The following is a 19791-nucleotide window of genomic DNA, read 5'->3' on the forward strand; positions in this document are numbered from 1 at the left end:
TTTTAACACATTTATAGTTATTAAATCAATGATTTTTATTAAATCGTAAATTAAAGTAGCAAATTTAACCAATAAAAAACGGTTTTGATAATAATTCTCAGGGTATATAAGAAATATAAATTAATAAAAGGAGGCATTTAAATGAAATTACTAGTATTATTTTACTCCACCTATGGACATGTGTATCAGATGGCCAAGGCTATTGCTGAAGGAGCAATGGAAGTAGAGGGAGCAGAAGTGGAAATTAAAAGAGTTGAGGAAACTTTGCCAATGGAAGTTTTAGAAAAGCTAGGTGCTGTAGAAGCTCAAAAAGCTTTTAAAGATATTCCAATTGCAAATATAGATGATTTAGAGAAGGCAGATGCCATTATTTTTGGAACACCGACTCGGTTTGGAAATATGGCAGCTCAAATGAAGCAGTTTTTAGATGCAACAGGCTCTCTTTGGAGCAAAGGATCATTAATAGGTAAAGTTGGTAGTGTTTTTACAAGTACTGCAACTCAGCACGGTGGACAGGAATCAACAATTTTAAATTTCCATACTACATTGCTACATCATGGAATGGTGCTTGTAGGTCTACCCTATAGCTTTGGCGGACAGACTAGAATTGATGAAATTACAGGTGGCTCTCCCTATGGGGCTTCGACAATAGCTGGAGGTCAGGGGGAAAGGATGCCAAGTGAAAATGAGTTGGCAGGTGCTAGATTTCAAGGTAAACATGTAGCTGAAATTGCACTTAAACTAAATAAATAGACAGTAGTAAAAAAGATCTAATTGTTTATCGACAATTGGATCTTTTTCATTTATATTTCTGACAAGATAGAAACCGTTTACTTACATTTATAATGGGTAAAAATACAGCACTAGAAGAATATCACTTAATATACTATACATAAGTATTAAATATAATTAATAAGGTTAGATAGTTAAAAAAGGAGATGAGTCCATGTATGATATTGGTATAATAGGTGCTGGTGTTATTGGGTCAGCCATAGCTAGGGAATTATCAAAATACAAATTAAATGTCTGTTTAATTGAAAAGGAAAAGGATGTTTCGCAGGGAGCAACTAAGGCAAACAGTGGCATTGTCCATGGTGGATATGTAGCAAAACATGGAACCTTGAAGGGAGAGCTATGCTATAAGGGAAACAAGATGTTTCATAAGCTTAATGAGGAATTAAACTTTGGATATAGAAAAACTGGAGCACTGGTTATTGGCTTTGACCAAGAGGATGAAGAGAAAATTTTAGAAATATATGAAAATGGCTTAAAAATTGGGTGTGACGATTTACAGATAATAAATTATGAAGAAATTAAAAAAATAGAACCCCATATTAATGATGAAGTAAAGGTAGCACTTTATAGTAAAAGTGTTGGAGTAACATCACCCTATGAATTAGTTATAGCCTTGGTGGAAAATGCTATGGAAAATGGAGTTGAATTAAAGCTAGAAACTGAAGTTTTAGATATTAAAAAAAGGAATGGATCATTTACAATAGTCACCAATAATGGCGAAATAAATAGTAAATATATTATTAACGCTGCTGGATTATACAGTGATAAGATAGCAAAACTTCTAAATGTGGATAACTTCAGTATACTACCAAAGAAGGGTCAATATATTCTTTTCGGGAAAGATCAAGCCCACTTAGTAAATAGTGTTGTTTTTCAAGTGCCAACAAAAAAAGGTAAGGGGATATTGGTGACAACTACATATCATGGAAACTTTATGATTGGTCCCAATGCAGAAGAGGTGAATGATATTAATGATGTGGCTACCTCTATAGAAAGCCTAGAATATATTATTGAAACAGCGAGAAAATCAATACCAGGCTTTAAGGTTAAAAGAGCATTAACAACCTTTTCAGGAGTAAGGGCTAAAAGTAATCTTGATGAGTTTATTATAGAAGAAAGTACAGTAAAGGGTTTTATTAATGTAGCTGGTATAGACTCTCCAGGGTTAACTGCAGCTCCAGCCATAGCAGAAAAAGTGCTGGATATTTTAGAAAATTCAGGAATGGAGTTAAGCAAAAAGGAAGAATTTAACCCATATAGAAAAGCAATTTTTATTAAAAAAGATAAGGATTTTGATGGCTCCACGGAAGAAAATAATCCAGAAAAAAAGATTATTTGTAGGTGTGAAAATGTTACAGAAGCAGAAATTATTGATGCAATACATAGAGGTATTCCTATTAAAGCCACTGACTCCATAAAATTTCGTACAAGGGCTGGAATGGGAGCCTGTCAGGGAACTTATTGTAGATCTAGGGTGCGGGAGTTAATTGAAAAAGAATTGAAAATTCCATCTGAAGATATTACTGTAGAAATAAATAAAGCTACTAAGGATTCCCAGCGGGTAGATATAAAGATAATAAGAAAAAGTGAAAAATAAGCACATTGACTATAGGTATTCTCCATTTAGAATACCTCTTTTTTTATAAAAATTGTTGTAAAAATTCTTTCCTATTAATTATAATAAGTCATATTTTTTTCACATAAATATATCATAATTTGCTTTAAATTTCAGCTTATGGGTATCACAATTTATAGAAGGAGGAAGTGAATATGAAAAGAAAAAAAATAACAATGCTTTTAATTATACTATTACTGTTGGCTTTCTTTGTGATAGGTTGTAAAACAGAAACAGGTCCAACATCAGAAGAGGGGCTTCAGGAATTTACAATAGAAGAGCTTGCACAATATAATGGTAAAAATGGCATGGCAGCTTACGTAGCGGTTGATGGTGTTGTATATGATGTGACTGAGATTTCAGCGTGGAAGGATGGACAGCACAATGGATTTGAAGCTGGTAAAGACTTAACAGATGCCATAAAAAACCAGTCGCCCCATGGAGTATCTAAGCTTAGAAATGTTAAAAAAGTTGGAATATTAATTGAGTAGAAGGTGAATAATATGGGCGGATTATTAGGATGGATTAACATATTTTTAATTTTAACTATGGCTATGATTTATCCAATAAAAATGCAATATCAAAGGACAAGAAATAAAGATCTATTAGCAGTTTATAAGAGGGTGAAAATAGCTCATCCATTTGTAGGGGGAGCCATCATAATAATTGCTTTTGTACATGGGTATCTACAATTAGGAACACTCCGGATGCATTCAGGTTTATATGTTTTGATAACTATTGCCCTGATGGGGATTATAGCATTGATAGGACCAAGAATAAAAGTCCTTAGAAAAAGATGGAGAAGTATTCATAGGCTTCTATTCTTACCTTTAATTATACTTATATTGCTACATGTTTTATAAGACTGAACCTAGCACCCTCACGTATTTCTCTATACGCTGCAGTCGCTAGGTTTTCTTGCGCCTCAAATCTGTGGCTTTTTCATCAGTCTGCATTTTGATGACTTTGTCATCAAACTATCCATATCCTTTTAGGATATGGATTTATTTGTGGATTTCTATATAAGAAAGTATAATAATATTTACAAAAATGTAAAAATTATGAACAAAATGAAACAAGGAAAGAATTAAAGATAATCGAATAAACTAAAATAATTGAATTACATTAATAAACTGAATTAACTTACAATTATACATGACACATCAAAACAAATTTTAAGGAGGGGATTAAAATTTTTAAACAAGGATACAAACGTTACTCAATACTAATAGCTTTAGTTTTAACATTGGTTTTAATGGTTGGATGTGTTCAGACACCACCAGCTTCAACTGATTTTGTTTTCAGTATTAATGAGGATTTAGTTAATGGAACCAATGCAATGGAAATTATTGAAGAGCTAACCTCAGAGGCATACTCAGGAAGATTAACCGGAACAGAAGGTAATGAAATGGCAGTACAATATATTGAGAACTATTTTGAGGAAATTGGGCTAGAGAGTCCAAGTGGTCTAGAAGGGTATAGACAAGCTTATAAGCAAAAGGTGTTAATAAATAAAAGTAAACCAGTAATTGGAGTTACTGATGAAGAAGGAAATATAATCAAAGAGTTTGATTTTCTCTTGGATTATAGAATAATTACTAGTCAAGAGGAAGTAAAAATACAAGGTGAAACAACAGCTGAAATGATTATTATTGAAAAAGCTGAAGAAATTAATGATGAAAATGATGCTCTAGCTGGAAAAATATTACTTGTGACCAATGATACAATTATCAATAATTCCAATGGACCATTTGACATATTGGAAAGAGTTTCAGAATTAAATAGCAAAATTGCGGGAATTATTATACATCTAGATAACAGAAAAGAAGGGTATTATATAGTAAGTACAACATTGGGAGACATAAGCGCTAATTACAATGAAGCTTATAATAATGAAAATGGACCTATAATGGCCTATTTCAGCGACGAAGCATTTGAAGAGTTAACCCAAGCTGCTTTGGAAGGAAGAAGCCTGCATATGAAGGTTGATTACAGTTATACTGATGATATTATGAATAATGTTGTAGGTGTTATTTCTGGAAGAGATGAAGAAAACGAAGGATATATAATAGTAGGTGCTCACTTAGACCACGTTGGAGATAATCAAGATGGAACCTATAACCCAGGTGCTTTAGACAATGCATCAGGAACTGCTGCATTAATGGAGATCGCTAGAATTTTAAAGTCATCAGGAATAGCTCCTAAAAAAACTATAATTTTTATTGCCTTTAATGGAGAAGAACAATTTTTATATGGCTCGAGATATTATGCAAATAATCCATTATATCCTCTGGAAAATGCAACAGTCATAAATATGGATATGGTTGGATCAAATGGCAACAGCCCTTTATACATAGCAGGTTTAAGTTATAACTTGAATATGGATTTAACTGTAGTGGCAAAAGAACTAGGAATAAATGCAGTTGCCGAAACAGTATCAGTAGGCAGTGATCAAATGCCATTTAACGATCTTGGCATCGAAGCAGCAACAATTATTCATCCAGATATGAACAGAATTCATACTCCACTAGATACAATCGATAATATTGATGAGGATAGATTAAAAGATGTAATAATGCTGGTACTAAGCTATATTGTTAAAAATGCATATTAATCAAATAATTTTATCTACATACATGCTCTAATTACTAAAATCCATACCTTAACGGAATGGATTTTTAGTTTTTTCAATTGATTTATCGAGAAGTTTTTATATTATTTAAAAAATTGTAAGAGTTATGAATAAAATGACACAAGGAAATTTAAATAGTATATTGAATAAACAAAAAATACATATAAATGATTAATACATATAATTTAATAAGGGAGGGGATTAACATTATTAGTAAACGGTTTAGAGGATTAGCGATTTTTGTAGTTATATTTGTAGCTTTATCTCTAATGGTAGGATGTGTTGAAACAAAGCCAGTATCATCAGATATAGTTTCTAACATAAGCATAGAATCAATAAATGTCACCAATGCAATGGAAATTATTGAAGAGCTTAGCTCAGAAAAGTATATGGGTAGACTAGCCGGGACTCATGGAAATGAACTTGCGGTTAAATATATTGAGAATTATTTTAAAGAGATTGGTTTAGAAAGCCCAGAGGGGTTAGATGAATTTAGGCAGACATATCCTCAAAAAGTACTTATTAATGAAGCTGCACCAATAATTCGTATAGAAGATAAAAATGGAAATATAGACAAAGAATTCGACTTCCTACTGGATTATAGGATAATGGCTATTTGGCAAGATGTAAAAGTTCAAGGAAGTACAACAGCAGAAATGGTTGTAATTAACAGCGCTTTAGATATTAATAACAGTAATGAAGATTTAGATGGTAAAATTCTACTTATAGATAATAGTATAGTAGCAGGTAATCCAAATGGAGCTTATAATATTTTGCAAATGGTATTAAAGCTGAACCAGCAAATAGAAGGTATTATTATAAACCTAGATAACAGAAATAGTGAGTATTATATAGTAAGTACATCATTATTTGGTGTAGATAGAGGTAATAAGGTTGATGCCTTTAATAATAAAACAGGTCCTATTATGGCCTACTGCACAGACGAAGCATTTGCTGAGCTATCACAGGCAGCATCAGAAGGAAAAAAGCTTCATATGGAAGTAAATTATAATTATAGAGATGATATATCCCATAATGTTATTGGTGTAATACCAGGTAGTGAGGATGAAAGTAAAGAATACATAATTATAAGTGCTCATTTAGATCACGTGGGGGATAATAAGGATGGGACCTATAACCCTGGAGCCTTCGACAATGCCTCGGGGACAGCCGCATTAATGGAAATTGCAAGGGTTTTAACGTCAACAGAAGCAACTCCTAAAAAAACTATAGTATTTCTTGCATTTAATGGTGAAGAGCAATATCTATATGGGTCAAACTATTATGTTAATAATCCTTTATATCCATTAAAGGATACGGTTCTTATAAATATGGATATGGTGGGATCTAAAGAGATAATACCATTGAAAATTTCAGGTGAGCTTGATCTATTAAAAAACAAACTGTATGATTTAGCATTAGAGTTAGGATTAGATGTAGTTAAAGATGCAGATGTGGCAAGTGATCAAAGACCATTTAACCAAGCAGGGGTAGAGGCAGTAACCTTAATTCATCATGATGTTAGCAAAATTCATACCCCGAAAGATACAATAGAATATATTGATAGTAATCGACTTGAAGAAGTTATAGGTTTTGTACTGAATTATATAGATAGATATGGTTACTAGTTACTGATTCTCTTGACAGTTAAATAAGAAAGAAAGCTATTGATGTCCTATAAATACGGAAGCATATCAATAGCTTTTTTTATTGGGAATAATACAATTATAAATTTAATTAAATATTCTCTAAAAATCATAAACGGTCAGTTGACATAGTGAATATCTAATGATATAATCATAAACAATCATATAAAATCACAAACAATCAAATAACATCAAAAATTTTTAATGTATATTTTTAATAATAAATTGGAGGTATGTATATGTTTCCTGAGGAACGTAAAGCAAATATATTAAGAATCTTAGAAAGAAACTATAGAATTCAAGTAAATGACTTAACGGAAGAATTGAAAGTATCAGAATCAACAATTAGAAGAGACCTACAAGACTTAGAGCAGGAGGGTCTTCTTAAAAGAACACATGGTGGAGCAGTGAAACTCGAAAATACAAGTTTTGAGCCTACTATGGATGAAAAAGAACAAGTGAATATTGCTGCAAAAGCAGAAATTGGCAAAAGGGCGGCTGCCTTAATTGAAGATAATGATACTGTTATTTTAGATGCAGGAAGTACTACGCTTCAAATAGCAAAAAATATTAAGTCTAAAAATGTTACTGTCCTTACAAATTCAATTTTAATTGCTTTAGAGTTATCTAAAAACAATGATGTGGAGGTAGTAGTAACTGGGGGTTATATTCGTAAGGAAATCGTTTCTCTTGTTGGGCCGATTACAGATAAAATAATTAAAAGCTTTAGAGTAGATAAAGCTTTTATAGGAGCTAATAGTATCACTATTGAAGATGGATATACAACACCAAATATAGATGAAGCCCATACAAAAAGTATTATGATTAAATCTTCAAAAGAGGTTTATATTGTAGCAGACAACAGCAAGTTTGGGAAAGTTTCGTTTTCAAAAATTGCAGATGCCAATGAAGTCGATGGGATTATCACAGATAATGGAATTGAACAACATTTAATTGAGAAATATATGTCAAAAAACATACAGATTATATACAACTAAGGAGGATAATATGATTACTACTGTTACATTAAATCCTGCTGTTGATAAGACAGTAGAGATTGATGGTTTTAACCCAGGAGAAGTTAACAGAATATTAAATACAAGGTTAGAGCCTGGAGGAAAAGGAATTAATGTTTCTAAGGTATTAAGAGCCTTTGGCACAGATACTTTGACCACAGGATTTGTAGGTGGTGAAAATGGGAAATGGATAGATCAATGGTTGAAGGCGAAAGAAATACACACAGATTTTGTATGGATAGATAAAGAAACAAGGACGAATATTAAAATTGTAGATATTGCAACAAGTACTATAACAGATATTAATGATAAAGGGAAAAAAATACATGAAACCTATTTAACTGAGTTTTATAAAAAAATAGAGTATTGGGCTGAAAAAAGCAAGGTAATGGTTTTTTCAGGAAGCACACCAGATGGTCTGCCAATAACAACATATACAGATTTAATAAGAATTGCTCAAGCTAAGGGTTGTAAAGCAATACTAGATGCTGAAGGAGATAAGCTTCTTGAAGGGATTAATGCAAAGCCCTACATGATAAAGCCAAATATTCATGAATTAGAAAATCTATTAAATGTTAAATTTAATAGCGAAGGAGAGATTGTTAATTATTGTAAAGGCTTTATGAAAGATGGAATTAAATTTGTAGTTGTATCAATGGGAGAAAATGGAGCTCTACTTGTTAGTAACAAGAAAGTACTAAAGGCTGAAAAAGTCTCAGTAGAAGTGAAAAGCACTGTAGGTGCAGGAGACTCGATGGTAGCAGCATTTGCGTATGGGATAATGAAGAATCTAAATTTAGAAGATACTTTTAGATTAGCTGTTGCTGCAGCATCACTAAGTGTTAATAAAGGTACTACGCTATTTCAGTTAAACGAGGTAGAAGAATTAAAAGAAAAAGTTCGAATTATATCCATGGAGTAAAGGAGATTATATATGGAAATTAAAGATGTACTAGATCGAAAGCTAATGATTCTTAACTTAAAATCAAATAGTAAAAAAGAAGTAATAGAAGAACTTATTAATCCGTTGGTTGATGAAGGGATTATTAATAGCAAAAATGAGTTTCTAGAGAAAGTTATGGCTAGAGAGGCTCAATCAACTACTGGAATTGGCATGGGAGTTGCGATTCCACACGGAAAGTCAAAAGTAGTAAGAAAGCCAGCAATTGTTTTTGGAAAGTCACAGAAAGGTCTCGACTATGAAGCGCTAGACGACAAACCAAGCTATATCTTCTTCCTTATTGCTGTACCAGAAGGCTCTGAAAATGAACATTTGAAAGTACTTAGTCTGCTTTCTAGAAAGCTCATGCATGAGGAAATACGTACTAAATTGATGGATGCAAAAAGTGAAGAAGAAGTAATAGAAGCATTTAACTAATATTAAAAAGGGGGATTAAAATGAAATTAGTAGCAGTAACTTCTTGTCCAACTGGTATTGCCCATACCTATATGGCAGCTGAAGCCTTAGAAAAAGCTGCAAAACACAAAGGAGTTAATCTGAAGGTAGAAACCCAAGGGTCAGTTGGTGTTGAAAATGAGCTTACCACTGATGATATCCAAAATGCCCATGCTGTTATTATTGCAGTAGGTTCATCAATTTCAATGGAACGATTCGAAGGAAAGTCTGTTTTAGAAGTTTCTCTTTCTGATGCAATAAAAGATCCAGAAAATATAATCGATAGAGCATTAAAACTAAAATCCAATAAACTAGATTTGTCAAAGCAGGTAAATGAAATTAAAGAACAAAGAAGTCAGGAAAGAACAGGACCTTATAAGCACTTAATGGCAGGGGTATCATTTATGTTACCATTGGTTGTAGCAGGAGGGTTAGCAATTGCATTATCATTTATATTTGGTATAGAAGCATTTAAAGAGGAAGGAACCTTGGCTGCTGCATTAATGCAAATAGGTGGTGGAGCAGCCTTCGCATTAATGGTACCTATACTAGCGGGATATATAGCCTTTTCCATTGCAGACAGACCTGGACTTGCACCTGGATTAATTGGTGGAATGCTGGCTTCTCAAATTGGAGCTGGGTTTTTAGGTGGGATAATAGCTGGTTTTGTAGCGGGATATACAGTTGATTTCTTAAAGAAGGTAATTAAATTACCAAAAACCTTAGAAGGATTAAAGCCCATATTAATTTTACCACTATTATCATCTTTGTTTGTAGGTTTATTAATGATGTAATTGGAACACCTGTAAAAGGTATAATGGATGCTATGACAGCTTGGCTTCAAGGCTTAACAGGAACAAATGCTTTGCTCTTAGGAGCTATACTAGGAGCAATGATGGCCTTCGATATGGGTGGTCCAATAAATAAGGCAGCATATACCTTTGGAGTTGGATTATTAGGCTCAAATATTTTTGAACCGCAAGCTGCAATAATGGCTGCGGGAATGACACCACCTCTAGGGCTTGCTTTAGCGACACTACTTTATAGAAATAAGTTTTCAAAGGCTGAGGTTGAAGCAGGAAAAGCAGCATGGGTTTTAGGTATTTCATTCATTACGGAAGGTGCCATACCCTTTGCAGCAGCTGATCCTTTTAGAGTAATACCATCCATCATGGCTGGTTCAGCAGTAGCAGGTGCACTATCAATGGTATTTAATGCAGGCTTAAGGGCACCTCATGGAGGAATCTTTGTATTATTCATACCTAATGCAGTAGAAGGCTTAGTTGGCTATATGGCAGCAATTTTGGCAGGAACAGTTGTTACTGCACTACTTGTTGGGTTATTAAAGAAAAGGGTAGACGAAGCATAATAATTGCTAATAACAGAATAGAGAAGCTTTCTCTATTCTGTTTATTTTCTAAGAAAATTCAAACTAGTTTGAAAGGAAGATAAAAATGATAAAAGAAACAGTAACAGTAAAAAATGATTCTGGCCTACATGCAAGACCAGCCACAGTGCTCATAAAGAAGATTTCCATGTATAAAAGTGAAGTCACTATAGCTAAGGCAGATTATGAAGCAAATGCAAAAAGTATAATGGGAGTATTGGCTATGGCTATCAAGAAAGGCGAAGAAATAGATATTATTGTCGAAGGCCCTGACGAAGAAGAGGTTTTAAGGGAAATAAAAGTATTATTTGATACTAAATTTGGTGAATAGTAAAAAGATTGATTAATTTAAGTAATAATGATTAAATCATTAAGATATACGTAAGTTCTGGTTTTTTCAATAATGAAGAATAATTTTTTTGGAAGCCACAGTCTCCTATATGCTATCAGTATAGGAGGCTTTTTAATGATATAACTTTTAAAACAAACATATCAACTAAAGTTATACTATATATAACAATGTTTACCATTGATAGAAAATTTTACTAAAAATCTAAAAAATTACTTCAATAATCATATCAATTAGCGTATACTCTTTATATGAGAGAAATATCCAATGTATGGGTAGTTTTTTCAAATGATAAAATTATTAAAAAAGTTATTTTATCAAATTTTGCAGACTTTTTTTATATGGTTACGTATGAAAAGGTGTAATTAATTTAAAGAAATATATGGAGGTATGATATAGTGAAGGTAAAAAAGATTATAGGAACCATTTTGGTTATCTCATTGGTAATAACAACTATTGTTGGTTGTGGTAGTAAGGAGCAGGAGGAAGTAACAATTCAACTGACTTCTGTAGAGGCATATAATGCAAAAGTAGGTAATATTCAACATACATATAATGCAACTGGCAGTATAAAACCAGTAACTGAAGTGTCTATTGTACCTAAGGTTGCTGGAAAAGTAGATAATATTATGAAGAAAATGGGAGACAAGGTTTCTCAGGATGAAATACTATTTACCATTGATAATACAAATTTGTATCAGCAGCTAGAGCAATATGATGCTCAACAACGTCAACAATTGATGTTGGCAGAAAGCTCCTTAAAGCAGCAGGAATTACAATATAATACTGCAAAAGAAGATTATATTAAAAATGAAGCCCTTTTTGAGGCACAGGCAATTTCTCAGCAAATACTAGAATCATATAAAAAGGCACTTGAAATCGCAGAGTTAAATTATATGAGTGCACAAGAAAGTTACTATCTATTACAAAATAAAATTTTGCTTGGGATAGAGGAAGATGGTACTAAGCAATTGAAGGAAACTAAGTCCATAATAGAAACTCAAAGAGAAGCAACTGCCCAATCAATCAGGGATTCAGAAGTAAAATCTCCAATTTCAGGAATTGTCATACAAAGAAATGTTGAAGTAGGGGAAATAGCATCACAACAGATGCCAGCCTTTATCATAGTTGATATTGACAGAGTTGTTGTTGAAACAAGTGTTACAGAAAAAATGATAAATAGTATTTCAAAGGGACAGGAAATTGTAGTCACCATTAAAGCACTAGATGGAAAGAAATTCAATGGAATTGTTGATACCATAAGTCCTGCAGTCTCTGGGCAAAGTGTAGGTTATCCAGTTAAAATAGTGATAGATAATATAAACCATGAGCTTAAGCCTGGTATGTTTGCTGAAGTTTCATTCGTTATTGAAAATAAAGAAAATGTTTTATTGGTTCCAATGGAATCAGTTTTGACCACCAATAAAGATAGTTATGTATACTTATTAAATGATGACGATACTGTTTCAAGAAAATTAGTTAAAACTGGTCATAAGGACGGTAAATATTTTGAAATAATTGATGGTCTTAAGGAAGGTGATCCAGTTTTAGTAAAAGGTCAGCACTTTGTTTTAGATGGAGAGAAGGTTCATCCTGTAGGAGGTGCACAGTAATGAAAATTTCTCAGATAGCCATTAGCAGACCGGTTACGGTAATGATGATGGTGATGATGATTATTGTCCTAGGGGTTGTATCCCTTGTGGGTCTTAATCTGGATTTTTTCCCTGACATAGCATTTCCAATGGCAGTAGTTATTACCAATTATGATGGTGTTGGACCTCAGGAAATAGAATCCATTATAACAAAACCCTTGGAGCAGGTTATGGGTACAGTTGATAACTTTAAGAAAGTATCTTCTGTATCATCAAATGGCCAATCTATGGTCATGGTAGAATTTACACAGGGAACCAATATGGATTACGCTGCTCTGCAAATGAGAGAAAAAGTAGACATGGTAAAGGGAATGTGGTCTAATGATGTAGCTGATCCCATGATATTTCAGTATGATATGAGTATGATTCCTATTATTCAGCTTGGAATGTCATACGGAGACGATTTGGCTGGTTTAAAGACTTTGGCAGAAGACAAGGTAAAAGATCGGTTGGAACGTATAAAGGGAGTTGCAGCTGTAGACATTTATGGTGGACTGGATGAGGAAATAAAAATTGATATCATCCCACATAAATTGCAGGGCTATGATTTGTCATTGACACAAGTGGCCCAGGCTTTAAGAATGGAAAACCTTAATTTACCAGGCGGTCTGCTTAATGAGGGTAAGTACCAATATACAATAAGAACCACAGGAGAATTTAGCAATATTGATGAAATCAATAATTTACCCATTACAACAACAAAGGGCATAATACGACTATCAGATATTGCAGAAATCAGACAGGGCTATAAAGATGTTTATGTTAGAGCAAATATGAACGGTGAAGAATGTGTTATGATGCTGATAAGAAAGCAGTCTGGGTTTAATACTGTTAAGGTTTCCAACAGAGTAAATGCTGAAATGGATAAAATACTGAAGGAATTAGATGGTGTAGAAGTAAAGACACTATTCGATCAGGCTGACTTTGTAAAAGAATCATTAGGCAGTGTTACAAAGAATGCTGTTGTTGGTGGTATTCTTGCAATCTTCGTGCTGTTTGTATTTTTAAAAAATATTAGAAGCACATTAATTGTAGGTGTAGCTATTCCAGTATCTATAATTACTACATTTATACTTATATATTTTAGTGGTATTACCCTTAATATGATGTCCCTTGGTGGATTGGCACTGGGTATAGGAATGCTGGTGGATAGTGCCATTGTGGTACTTGAAAGTATATACAGGTACCGTGAAGAAGGATATAGTCGTATTGATGCTGCAAGAGAAGGTAGTAATGAAGTTGCAATGGCAGTAACCGCATCAACCTTAACAACTGTGGCAGTATTTCTTCCGATTGCCTTTATTAGAGATAATATGGCCATTGAAATGTTTCGTGAGCTTGCATTGACAGTTGCTTTTTCATTGCTGGCATCATTGATAATTTCTTTAACCCTTGTACCTATGCTGGCATCTAAGATATTAAAAATTGATCGTAATGGTGGTACAAAAAGGAAAACTCCTGGTGCAATAATAGGTCGTGGGTTCGACAAAATAATGAAAAATTTTGAAGTTAAATATGAAAAGCTTCTCCATTGGTCTATAGGACATAGAAAAACGATAGTTATTGGTATTGTAATAATGTTTGCATTAAGCATTGTAATTGCTGTGATGTTTACTGGTGCCGAATTTTTTCCCAATACAGATGAGGGAATGTTTACTATAAAAGTAGAACTACCAAAGGGTTATTCTCTTAACGAGACATCAGAGATAGCTGCTGAGGTAAGTCAGAGAATACAGGAGTTCAACGAGTTAGATTATATTTTTGTGTTGGAAGGTGATGATGGTGATCCAAGTACTGCAGTAATTTATGCATCTTTTGGATCTAAATCTACTAGAGAAAAAGGGATAGATGAGCTATTAGACGAGACGCGTGGTAAGCTACATGGTATTGCTGGTGCTAAAATAAGTGTGGATAAATATTCCATGATGAATATGGGAGCAGGTGGTAAGCCAATTACCATTAACATCATGGGTGATGATCTAGAAACTTTACAAGATATTGCAGAAACTTTAATAGAGGAAGTGAGCCTTGTACCAGGAACTAGAGAAGTTTCATCATCAATATCACAAACTATTCCAGAAGCTCAAATAAAAATAAATAGAGAAAAAGCATCACAATATGGCATATCTACATATTCACTAGCCAATACAGTTCAAACTGCAATTATGGGTCAGACAGTAACACGATACAAGGTAAGAGGAGAAGAAATAGACGTTAGACTAAGACTTCAGGAAGGCTGGAGAAGTGATTTAAAAGATTTAGAATATATTATGATTACTTCTCCAATGGGACAGCAGGTACCATTGTACGAGTTGGCAGATATTTTTTATGACCAGTCCCCTGCAAGCATTCAAAGAACTGATCAGGTAAGACGGGTTAATGTTACAGGAGATATTAGTGGAAGAGATCCCCGTAGTGTATTTGTAGATATCCAGAAGAAGATTGACGAAATGGATATTCCCAATGGATATGAAGTTAAGCTAGGTGGGGAAAATGAAGAGATGATTGAAGCTGCAATGGCCTTTGGTCTTGCCTTATTATTAGCTATATTGCTGGTATACATGATTATGGCATCACAGTTCGAATCACTATTGCATCCATTTATCATTATGTTTACTGTACCACTTGCTTTTATTGGTATTTCAGTTGCAATGGCCTTGGCAGGAAAGCCTTTTAGTGTCCCAGCATTTACAGGGATAATTATGCTGGCGGGTATTGTTGTAAACAATGCAATTGTACTTGTAGACTATATTAATACCTTAAGAAAAAGAGGAATGGAGCGAACCGATGCTATTTGTAAGGCAGGTCCCATTAGACTACGGCCTATCTTAATGACTACACTTACTACAGTATTGGGGCTTATACCTTTAGCATTGGGAATAGGAGAAGGTGCAGAGCAGCAAGCACCGATGGCAATTACTGTTATTGGAGGATTAAGCTTCTCAACATTGCTTACTTTAGTATTCATACCAGTTATATATACAATACTTGATGATTTCAAAAACTGGATGAAAAAGAAAGTATTTAGGAAGAAAAATACCACAATTAATGTTTAGAGAAGGGCTAACTATTTAGATATAAGAATATTAGTTATGTAAATTTAGTTTTATAATTATCCCCTTAGAGTAGGTACTGTGAATCTATTCTAAGGGGATTTTGTTTTTTTTCGTTAATTGTTGTATATCGCTTTAAATTTATCCTGTTTTATTATAAAATGTTTAGCATGGTACTTATAACTTATAAAAAAGGAGGAAACCATGCTATTAAATAATAAAATCATTATATTCTTTGCAATTATTATTATAGCAATAATTTTAAGAAAGATATTTGCTAAAACAATCTTACAAGGATTACTTAAGCTTACAAGTAAAACTAAAACAAATGTAGACACGGAAATTGTTAAAGCCGCAGAAAAACCACTAAAGATGTTTTTAATTGTATTTGGATTCTACCTAGCATTTAGATCATTGGAGCTTCCACAAAACTATAATCTCACCTTGACTCAGGTTTTAAGATCCTGCATTATTATACTAATTGCCTGGGGACTTATCAATTTTTCAAAAACGATATCAGAGCTTATGCTTAAGACAATGAATAAATGCGAGGTTCAAATAGAAGGTATATTTGTGCCCTTTATATCGAAAGGAATCAAGATACTAATTATTGTTTTAGCAACCAGTATAGTAGCAGATGAATGGGGTTTTGATGTTAATGGATTTATAGCGGGTTTAGGAATAGGAGGTTTAGCCTTCGCATTAGCAGCCAAGGATACGATTGCAAATATTTTTGGTGGTTTAGTGCTAACTATGGATAAACCCTTTTCAATAGGGGATTGGATATGTACTCCAAATCTAGAAGGGACAGTAGAAGAAATCTCATTTAGAAGTACAAAGGTTAGAACCTTTGCCCATGCAATTGTCCATGTACCTAATTCAACCCTTGTTAATCAACCAATAACAAATTGGAGCAGAATGGGGAAAAGGAGAATAACATTTAATTTAGGTGTAGAGTATAGTACATCAATAACAAAACTAAGAAATTGTGTTGCTGAAATAAAAGATATGTTAGTTAATAATAAGGATATTCATAAAGATACTATATTTGTAACCTTTGATAAGTTTAATAATAGTAGCTTAGATATTTTTATATATTGCTTTACAGTTACAACAAATTGGGGAGAATTTTTAGAGGCTAAGCAGGATGTTAATATTAATATTTTAGACATCCTTGAAAAAAATGGTGTTTCCGTTGCATTCCCATCAAGAACACTATATATGAAGAGTGAATAGAGATTAATCAGATGGATGAAACTATTTTATCTAAAAAAATAACTAGCCAGCTGAAAAGCTGGCTAGTTATTTTTATTTAAATAGTCTACAGCATATTGTGCATACAAGGCAGTACCAATTTCCAATCCATCCTCATCAATACTAAACATAGGATGATGATGGGGATAACAAGCTTTTTTAGCTTCATTTCTAACTCCCACAAAGGCTATAGCACCTGGGACCTTTTCAACAAATAGAGCGAAATCTTCTCCACCTGTTATCTTATCCATTTTAATGAGGGCATCTTTACCTATTAGTTGTTCTACAGATTTTTGTGCTATAGCTGCAGATGCAGCATCATTAATTGTAGGTGGAGTACCAAAGGTGTATTCTAATGTGGCCTCTGCACGATAGCTGGCAGCAGTATTTCTAATTACCCGTTCTAGGATATTTGGAAACTCATTTCTAATTTCTGGGTTAAAGCACCTTGTAGTTCCTTCTAATATTGCCTCACTGGCAATAACATTAAACCGAGTTCCCGATTGAAAAACCCCTACACTAACTACAGCAGATTCTAACGGACTAATCTCTCTACTCACTATCGATTGAATATCCATAACAATAGCAGATGCTGACACAATAGCATCAACTCCTTGATGAGGTAGTGAACCATGACCACCCTTACCCTTAACAATAACCTTGAAAATATCTGCAGAAGCCATTCTAGGGCCTTCCTGAACAGATATTGTGCCTGTAGGTAAGTCAGCCCATAAATGAATTGCAAATATATTATCTATACCATTTAAAGCGCCTTGTTCAACCATTAGCCTAGCTCCTTGAGCTATTTCCTCAGCAGGCTGAAATATTAGCTTAACTGTGCCATTAATCTCATCTTTAACATCATTAAGTATTTTTGCTGCCCCCAACAACATAGCAGTATGTCCATCATGGCCACAAGCGTGCATAATCCCAAAGTTTTGAGAAGAATAAGCCACATCGTTTTTTTCATGAACCTGGAGAGCGTCCATATCAGCCCTTAAAGCAACAGTTTTACCTTTGTTTCCTCCAGTAATTGTTGCTATAACACCTGTCTTTGCAATGGAGGTGTAAGGAATCCTCATTTTATCCAGTTCTTCTTTGATTTTTTGAGATGTTCTTACCTCCTGCCAGCTGGCCTCAGGATATTTGTGAAAATCTCTTCTTAAATCTATTACATATTGCTTTTGTTTCCTAGCTAATTCTTTTATGTCCATTAATACACCCCTAACTGTTTATTATATTTAATACTAATTATATCAATATTTAATGGGAAATGGCAAACTTAGAAGTTAAGAGTGAAGAGTTAAAAGAGTGGGAAAAACCAAACAACCCATTGGGAATATTTCCTTAATGGGTTGTTTTACTGACACGAAAGGGAAGGAAAAATCCTGTTGATAAAAACTCTCATGATTCATTATATATTTATAAAAAAGGATATGGATCAATAGATTTTAACTAAGGGATTGCAACAAAATCAGAGATTTTAGCCATCTGACTTAAATTTTCTTACTCTTAACTTAAAGAAGGGGTGTTGACTTTTCCTTAAGTACAACATCTTTTTCTGGCATTAAAAACATAATATACCGAACTAAAACATATAAAACCATTGTAATTGACCATAGCTCTAAAAATTTAACAACATAGAATAATGAAGCTATACCTCTGTTTGAGGTGACTAAAAATCCATTAGTTGCCTTTATTGCAACTGCACTAATTACAAAGGGAAAGGTGAAAGCAGAATAACTTGGGTAAAATTTAAGCTTGAATAATTTAAGCATATAAAATATTGAAGAAGTGACCATTAATAGGGATAATATTGCTAAGAAACCAACAATATAAATGTTTTTCTCTTGAAATGAGTTCAAATATCCTGCTAAACAAAGACTGGCAGGTGCAGCAAAAATAATAATTGTTGGCAGTGCAGCCTCTGGAATTTCTTTAACTGAAAACACCCTATATAAAACTAGTGGTAATAAAATTAAATAAGAGACAAAACCAAACCAAAATAAAATTTGACCCCAATTAGATAAGCCATATACAGGTGCAGTTACACTACCTACTACAATGCCAACATATACAACAAAATAGCTTGGAAAAACCTTCTTGATATTAAAGCTTAATATATATTTTTTTGTAAAGTAGATTATTAGTAAAGCGTGGAGTGTTAAACCTAAAAGCCATATCATATAGGCTATTGTTGGTAGGTAAGGCTTTAAATATGTAGATAAAATCATTACTCCCATCGTTAGAGTTGGTGTAACACTGGCCACAACAGGGTTTTCAAAACCTTCAACTAATGCATTTGGATTATTTGCTAATTTAATTAATATAAGTAATAGAATAATAGCAGAAATAACACCAAAAATATTTCGATAAATACTACCATAAGAAAGCACCAAATTACCAGTAGTGGCCAATGCAAGCATTAATCCAGCCATAGGTATTGGAATCTTTTTAATAACCTTATCCATTAATTATCACTCCCATTTAGAATATAAAAAACACAAGGAAAAACTTTTCCCTCATAGAGGATATCATATTTACTAACCGAATAATAATTGAACTTATCAATAGTTAACCTATAATATATCAAAGTTCTTTATACATGATACAAAATATTAACGCAATTATTATAAAATGTAAATAGAGTAAAATTATGCTTTATGTTATATTTATATATATAGCTAATATTACGTAAAATTAAATAGCTACATAGTTAAATAATTTAAAGCATCCTTATATAGTAATTGATTGGAGGTGAAGTGAATGAGTTGCCCTTTAACTAGAGCCTGTTGTCCTGAATGTGGAGCAGATATTAATTTTAAAAAGACAACTAAACCTTTTTGTAATTGTAAAAATTGTGATTGGATATGTAAAGGAGAATGTGAACAAAAATAGTAATATGAAATAACCCCAACTTGATGTTAAGCTGGGGTTTGTTTTGTTAAAATATTATCATTGCGCCATATCTTTGATGTTATATAATTGATAAAATA

The 19791-nt window shown here is 33.1% G+C and carries 18 protein-coding genes; 16 read left to right on the top strand and 2 right to left on the bottom strand.

Going from position 1 to position 19791, the window contains the following annotated elements; translation table 11 throughout:
- Positions 1–141 precede the first annotated feature (141 nt).
- From wrbA to BLP68_RS06400, 15 genes are all read left to right on the top strand, one after another.
- Positions 142–753: an NAD(P)H:quinone oxidoreductase gene (gene wrbA, locus BLP68_RS06335; RefSeq protein ID WP_091541359.1), complete on the top strand. Its 612-nt coding sequence runs from the start codon at positions 142–144 to the stop codon at positions 751–753.
- A 193-nt stretch (positions 754–946) separates the two neighbouring features.
- Positions 947–2392 carry an NAD(P)/FAD-dependent oxidoreductase gene (locus tag BLP68_RS06340; RefSeq protein WP_091541361.1) on the top strand — a complete coding sequence of 482 codons (1446 nt, stop codon included), beginning with the start codon at positions 947–949 and terminating at the stop codon, positions 2390–2392.
- Positions 2393–2565: 173 nt separating this feature from the next.
- The gene (locus BLP68_RS06345; protein WP_207647883.1) at positions 2566–2901 is read left to right on the top strand and encodes a cytochrome b5 domain-containing protein; all 336 of its coding nucleotides are present in this window, start codon (positions 2566–2568) and stop codon (positions 2899–2901) included.
- Between the two features lie 12 nt (positions 2902–2913).
- Positions 2914–3273, top strand: coding sequence for a hypothetical protein (locus BLP68_RS06350; protein WP_091541364.1), 360 nt, complete (start codon positions 2914–2916; stop codon positions 3271–3273).
- A gap of 392 nt (positions 3274–3665) precedes the next feature.
- Positions 3666–5024, top strand: a complete 1359-nt coding sequence (locus tag BLP68_RS06355) for a M28 family metallopeptidase (RefSeq protein ID WP_091541367.1) — start codon at positions 3666–3668, stop codon at positions 5022–5024.
- Between the two features lie 185 nt (positions 5025–5209).
- Complete coding sequence (locus tag BLP68_RS06360) at positions 5210–6670, top strand: M28 family metallopeptidase (RefSeq protein ID WP_091541369.1); 1461 nt, start codon at positions 5210–5212, stop codon at positions 6668–6670.
- 257 nt (positions 6671–6927) lie between these two features.
- The gene (locus tag BLP68_RS06365; RefSeq protein WP_091541371.1) at positions 6928–7686 is read left to right on the top strand and encodes a DeoR/GlpR family DNA-binding transcription regulator; all 759 of its coding nucleotides are present in this window, start codon (positions 6928–6930) and stop codon (positions 7684–7686) included.
- Positions 7687–7696: 10 nt separating this feature from the next.
- Positions 7697–8626 carry a 1-phosphofructokinase gene (gene pfkB, locus BLP68_RS06370; RefSeq protein WP_091541373.1) on the top strand — a complete coding sequence of 310 codons (930 nt, stop codon included), beginning with the start codon at positions 7697–7699 and terminating at the stop codon, positions 8624–8626.
- A gap of 12 nt (positions 8627–8638) precedes the next feature.
- Positions 8639–9082, top strand: coding sequence for a PTS sugar transporter subunit IIA (locus BLP68_RS06375; protein ID WP_091541375.1), 444 nt, complete (start codon positions 8639–8641; stop codon positions 9080–9082).
- A gap of 20 nt (positions 9083–9102) precedes the next feature.
- Entirely contained in the window at positions 9103–9894 is a 792-nt protein-coding gene (locus BLP68_RS22315; RefSeq protein WP_330389098.1) for a fructose-specific PTS transporter subunit EIIC, read from the top strand.
- 23 nt (positions 9895–9917) lie between these two features.
- Positions 9918–10469: a PTS fructose transporter subunit IIC gene (locus BLP68_RS22320; RefSeq protein WP_330389099.1), complete on the top strand. Its 552-nt coding sequence runs from the start codon at positions 9918–9920 to the stop codon at positions 10467–10469.
- A gap of 85 nt (positions 10470–10554) precedes the next feature.
- Positions 10555–10818, top strand: coding sequence for an HPr family phosphocarrier protein (locus tag BLP68_RS06385; protein WP_091541377.1), 264 nt, complete (start codon positions 10555–10557; stop codon positions 10816–10818).
- A gap of 416 nt (positions 10819–11234) precedes the next feature.
- Entirely contained in the window at positions 11235–12449 is a 1215-nt protein-coding gene (locus BLP68_RS06390; protein WP_176758894.1) for an efflux RND transporter periplasmic adaptor subunit, read from the top strand.
- Positions 12449–15544: an efflux RND transporter permease subunit gene (locus tag BLP68_RS06395; protein ID WP_091541382.1), complete on the top strand. Its 3096-nt coding sequence runs from the start codon at positions 12449–12451 to the stop codon at positions 15542–15544. The genes BLP68_RS06390 and BLP68_RS06395 overlap by 1 nt, the downstream gene beginning before the upstream one ends.
- Positions 15545–15745: 201 nt before the next feature.
- A complete protein-coding gene (locus BLP68_RS06400; RefSeq protein ID WP_091541384.1) occupies positions 15746–16777 on the top strand; it encodes a mechanosensitive ion channel family protein in 1032 nt (343 codons plus the stop codon).
- Between the two features lie 62 nt (positions 16778–16839).
- Here the strand turns inward: BLP68_RS06400 and BLP68_RS06405 are convergent, their stop codons facing one another.
- Together BLP68_RS06405 and BLP68_RS06410 are read right to left on the bottom strand one after the other, a co-directional pair.
- On the bottom strand, positions 16840–18009 hold the full coding sequence (locus tag BLP68_RS06405) for a M20 family metallopeptidase (RefSeq protein WP_091541387.1): 1170 nt from the start codon (positions 18007–18009) through the stop codon (positions 16840–16842).
- Positions 18010–18312: 303 nt separating this feature from the next.
- A complete protein-coding gene (locus tag BLP68_RS06410) occupies positions 18313–19266 on the bottom strand; it encodes a TDT family transporter (protein ID WP_091541390.1) in 954 nt (317 codons plus the stop codon).
- Between the two features lie 295 nt (positions 19267–19561).
- On the opposite strand from BLP68_RS06410, the gene BLP68_RS22245 reads away from it, so the two are divergent.
- Complete coding sequence (locus BLP68_RS22245; protein WP_278278198.1) at positions 19562–19693, top strand: hypothetical protein; 132 nt, start codon at positions 19562–19564, stop codon at positions 19691–19693.
- The last annotated feature ends 98 nt before the right edge of the window (positions 19694–19791 follow it).

The organism is Alkaliphilus peptidifermentans DSM 18978 (assembly GCF_900101495.1).
GTDB lineage: Bacteria > Bacillota > Clostridia > Peptostreptococcales > Natronincolaceae > Alkaliphilus_C > Alkaliphilus_C peptidifermentans.

Bases quoted from the DNA above. Each gene is read 5' to 3' on its own strand.
- BLP68_RS06350 (WP_091541364.1), top strand. From the start codon at position 2,914: ATGGGCGGATTATTAGGATGGATTAACATATTTTTAATTTTAACTATG.
- BLP68_RS22315 (WP_330389098.1), top strand. From the start codon at position 9,103: ATGAAATTAGTAGCAGTAACTTCTTGTCCAACTGGTATTGCCCATACC.
- pfkB (WP_091541373.1), top strand. From the start codon at position 7,697: ATGATTACTACTGTTACATTAAATCCTGCTGTTGATAAGACAGTAGAG.
- BLP68_RS06355 (WP_091541367.1), top strand. From the start codon at position 3,666: ATGGTTGGATGTGTTCAGACACCACCAGCTTCAACTGATTTTGTTTTC.
- BLP68_RS06410 (WP_091541390.1), bottom strand. From the start codon at position 19,266: ATGGATAAGGTTATTAAAAAGATTCCAATACCTATGGCTGGATTAATG.
- BLP68_RS06375 (WP_091541375.1), top strand. From the start codon at position 8,639: ATGGAAATTAAAGATGTACTAGATCGAAAGCTAATGATTCTTAACTTA.
- BLP68_RS06385 (WP_091541377.1), top strand. From the start codon at position 10,555: ATGATAAAAGAAACAGTAACAGTAAAAAATGATTCTGGCCTACATGCA.
- BLP68_RS06345 (WP_207647883.1), top strand. From the start codon at position 2,566: ATGAAAAGAAAAAAAATAACAATGCTTTTAATTATACTATTACTGTTG.
- BLP68_RS22320 (WP_330389099.1), top strand. From the start codon at position 9,918: ATGGATGCTATGACAGCTTGGCTTCAAGGCTTAACAGGAACAAATGCT.
- BLP68_RS06395 (WP_091541382.1), top strand. From the start codon at position 12,449: ATGAAAATTTCTCAGATAGCCATTAGCAGACCGGTTACGGTAATGATG.
- BLP68_RS06400 (WP_091541384.1), top strand. From the start codon at position 15,746: ATGCTATTAAATAATAAAATCATTATATTCTTTGCAATTATTATTATA.
- BLP68_RS06360 (WP_091541369.1), top strand. From the start codon at position 5,210: ATGATTAATACATATAATTTAATAAGGGAGGGGATTAACATTATTAGT.
- BLP68_RS06405 (WP_091541387.1), bottom strand. From the start codon at position 18,009: ATGGACATAAAAGAATTAGCTAGGAAACAAAAGCAATATGTAATAGAT.
- BLP68_RS06365 (WP_091541371.1), top strand. From the start codon at position 6,928: ATGTTTCCTGAGGAACGTAAAGCAAATATATTAAGAATCTTAGAAAGA.
- wrbA (WP_091541359.1), top strand. From the start codon at position 142: ATGAAATTACTAGTATTATTTTACTCCACCTATGGACATGTGTATCAG.
- BLP68_RS06340 (WP_091541361.1), top strand. From the start codon at position 947: ATGTATGATATTGGTATAATAGGTGCTGGTGTTATTGGGTCAGCCATA.
- BLP68_RS22245 (WP_278278198.1), top strand. From the start codon at position 19,562: ATGAGTTGCCCTTTAACTAGAGCCTGTTGTCCTGAATGTGGAGCAGAT.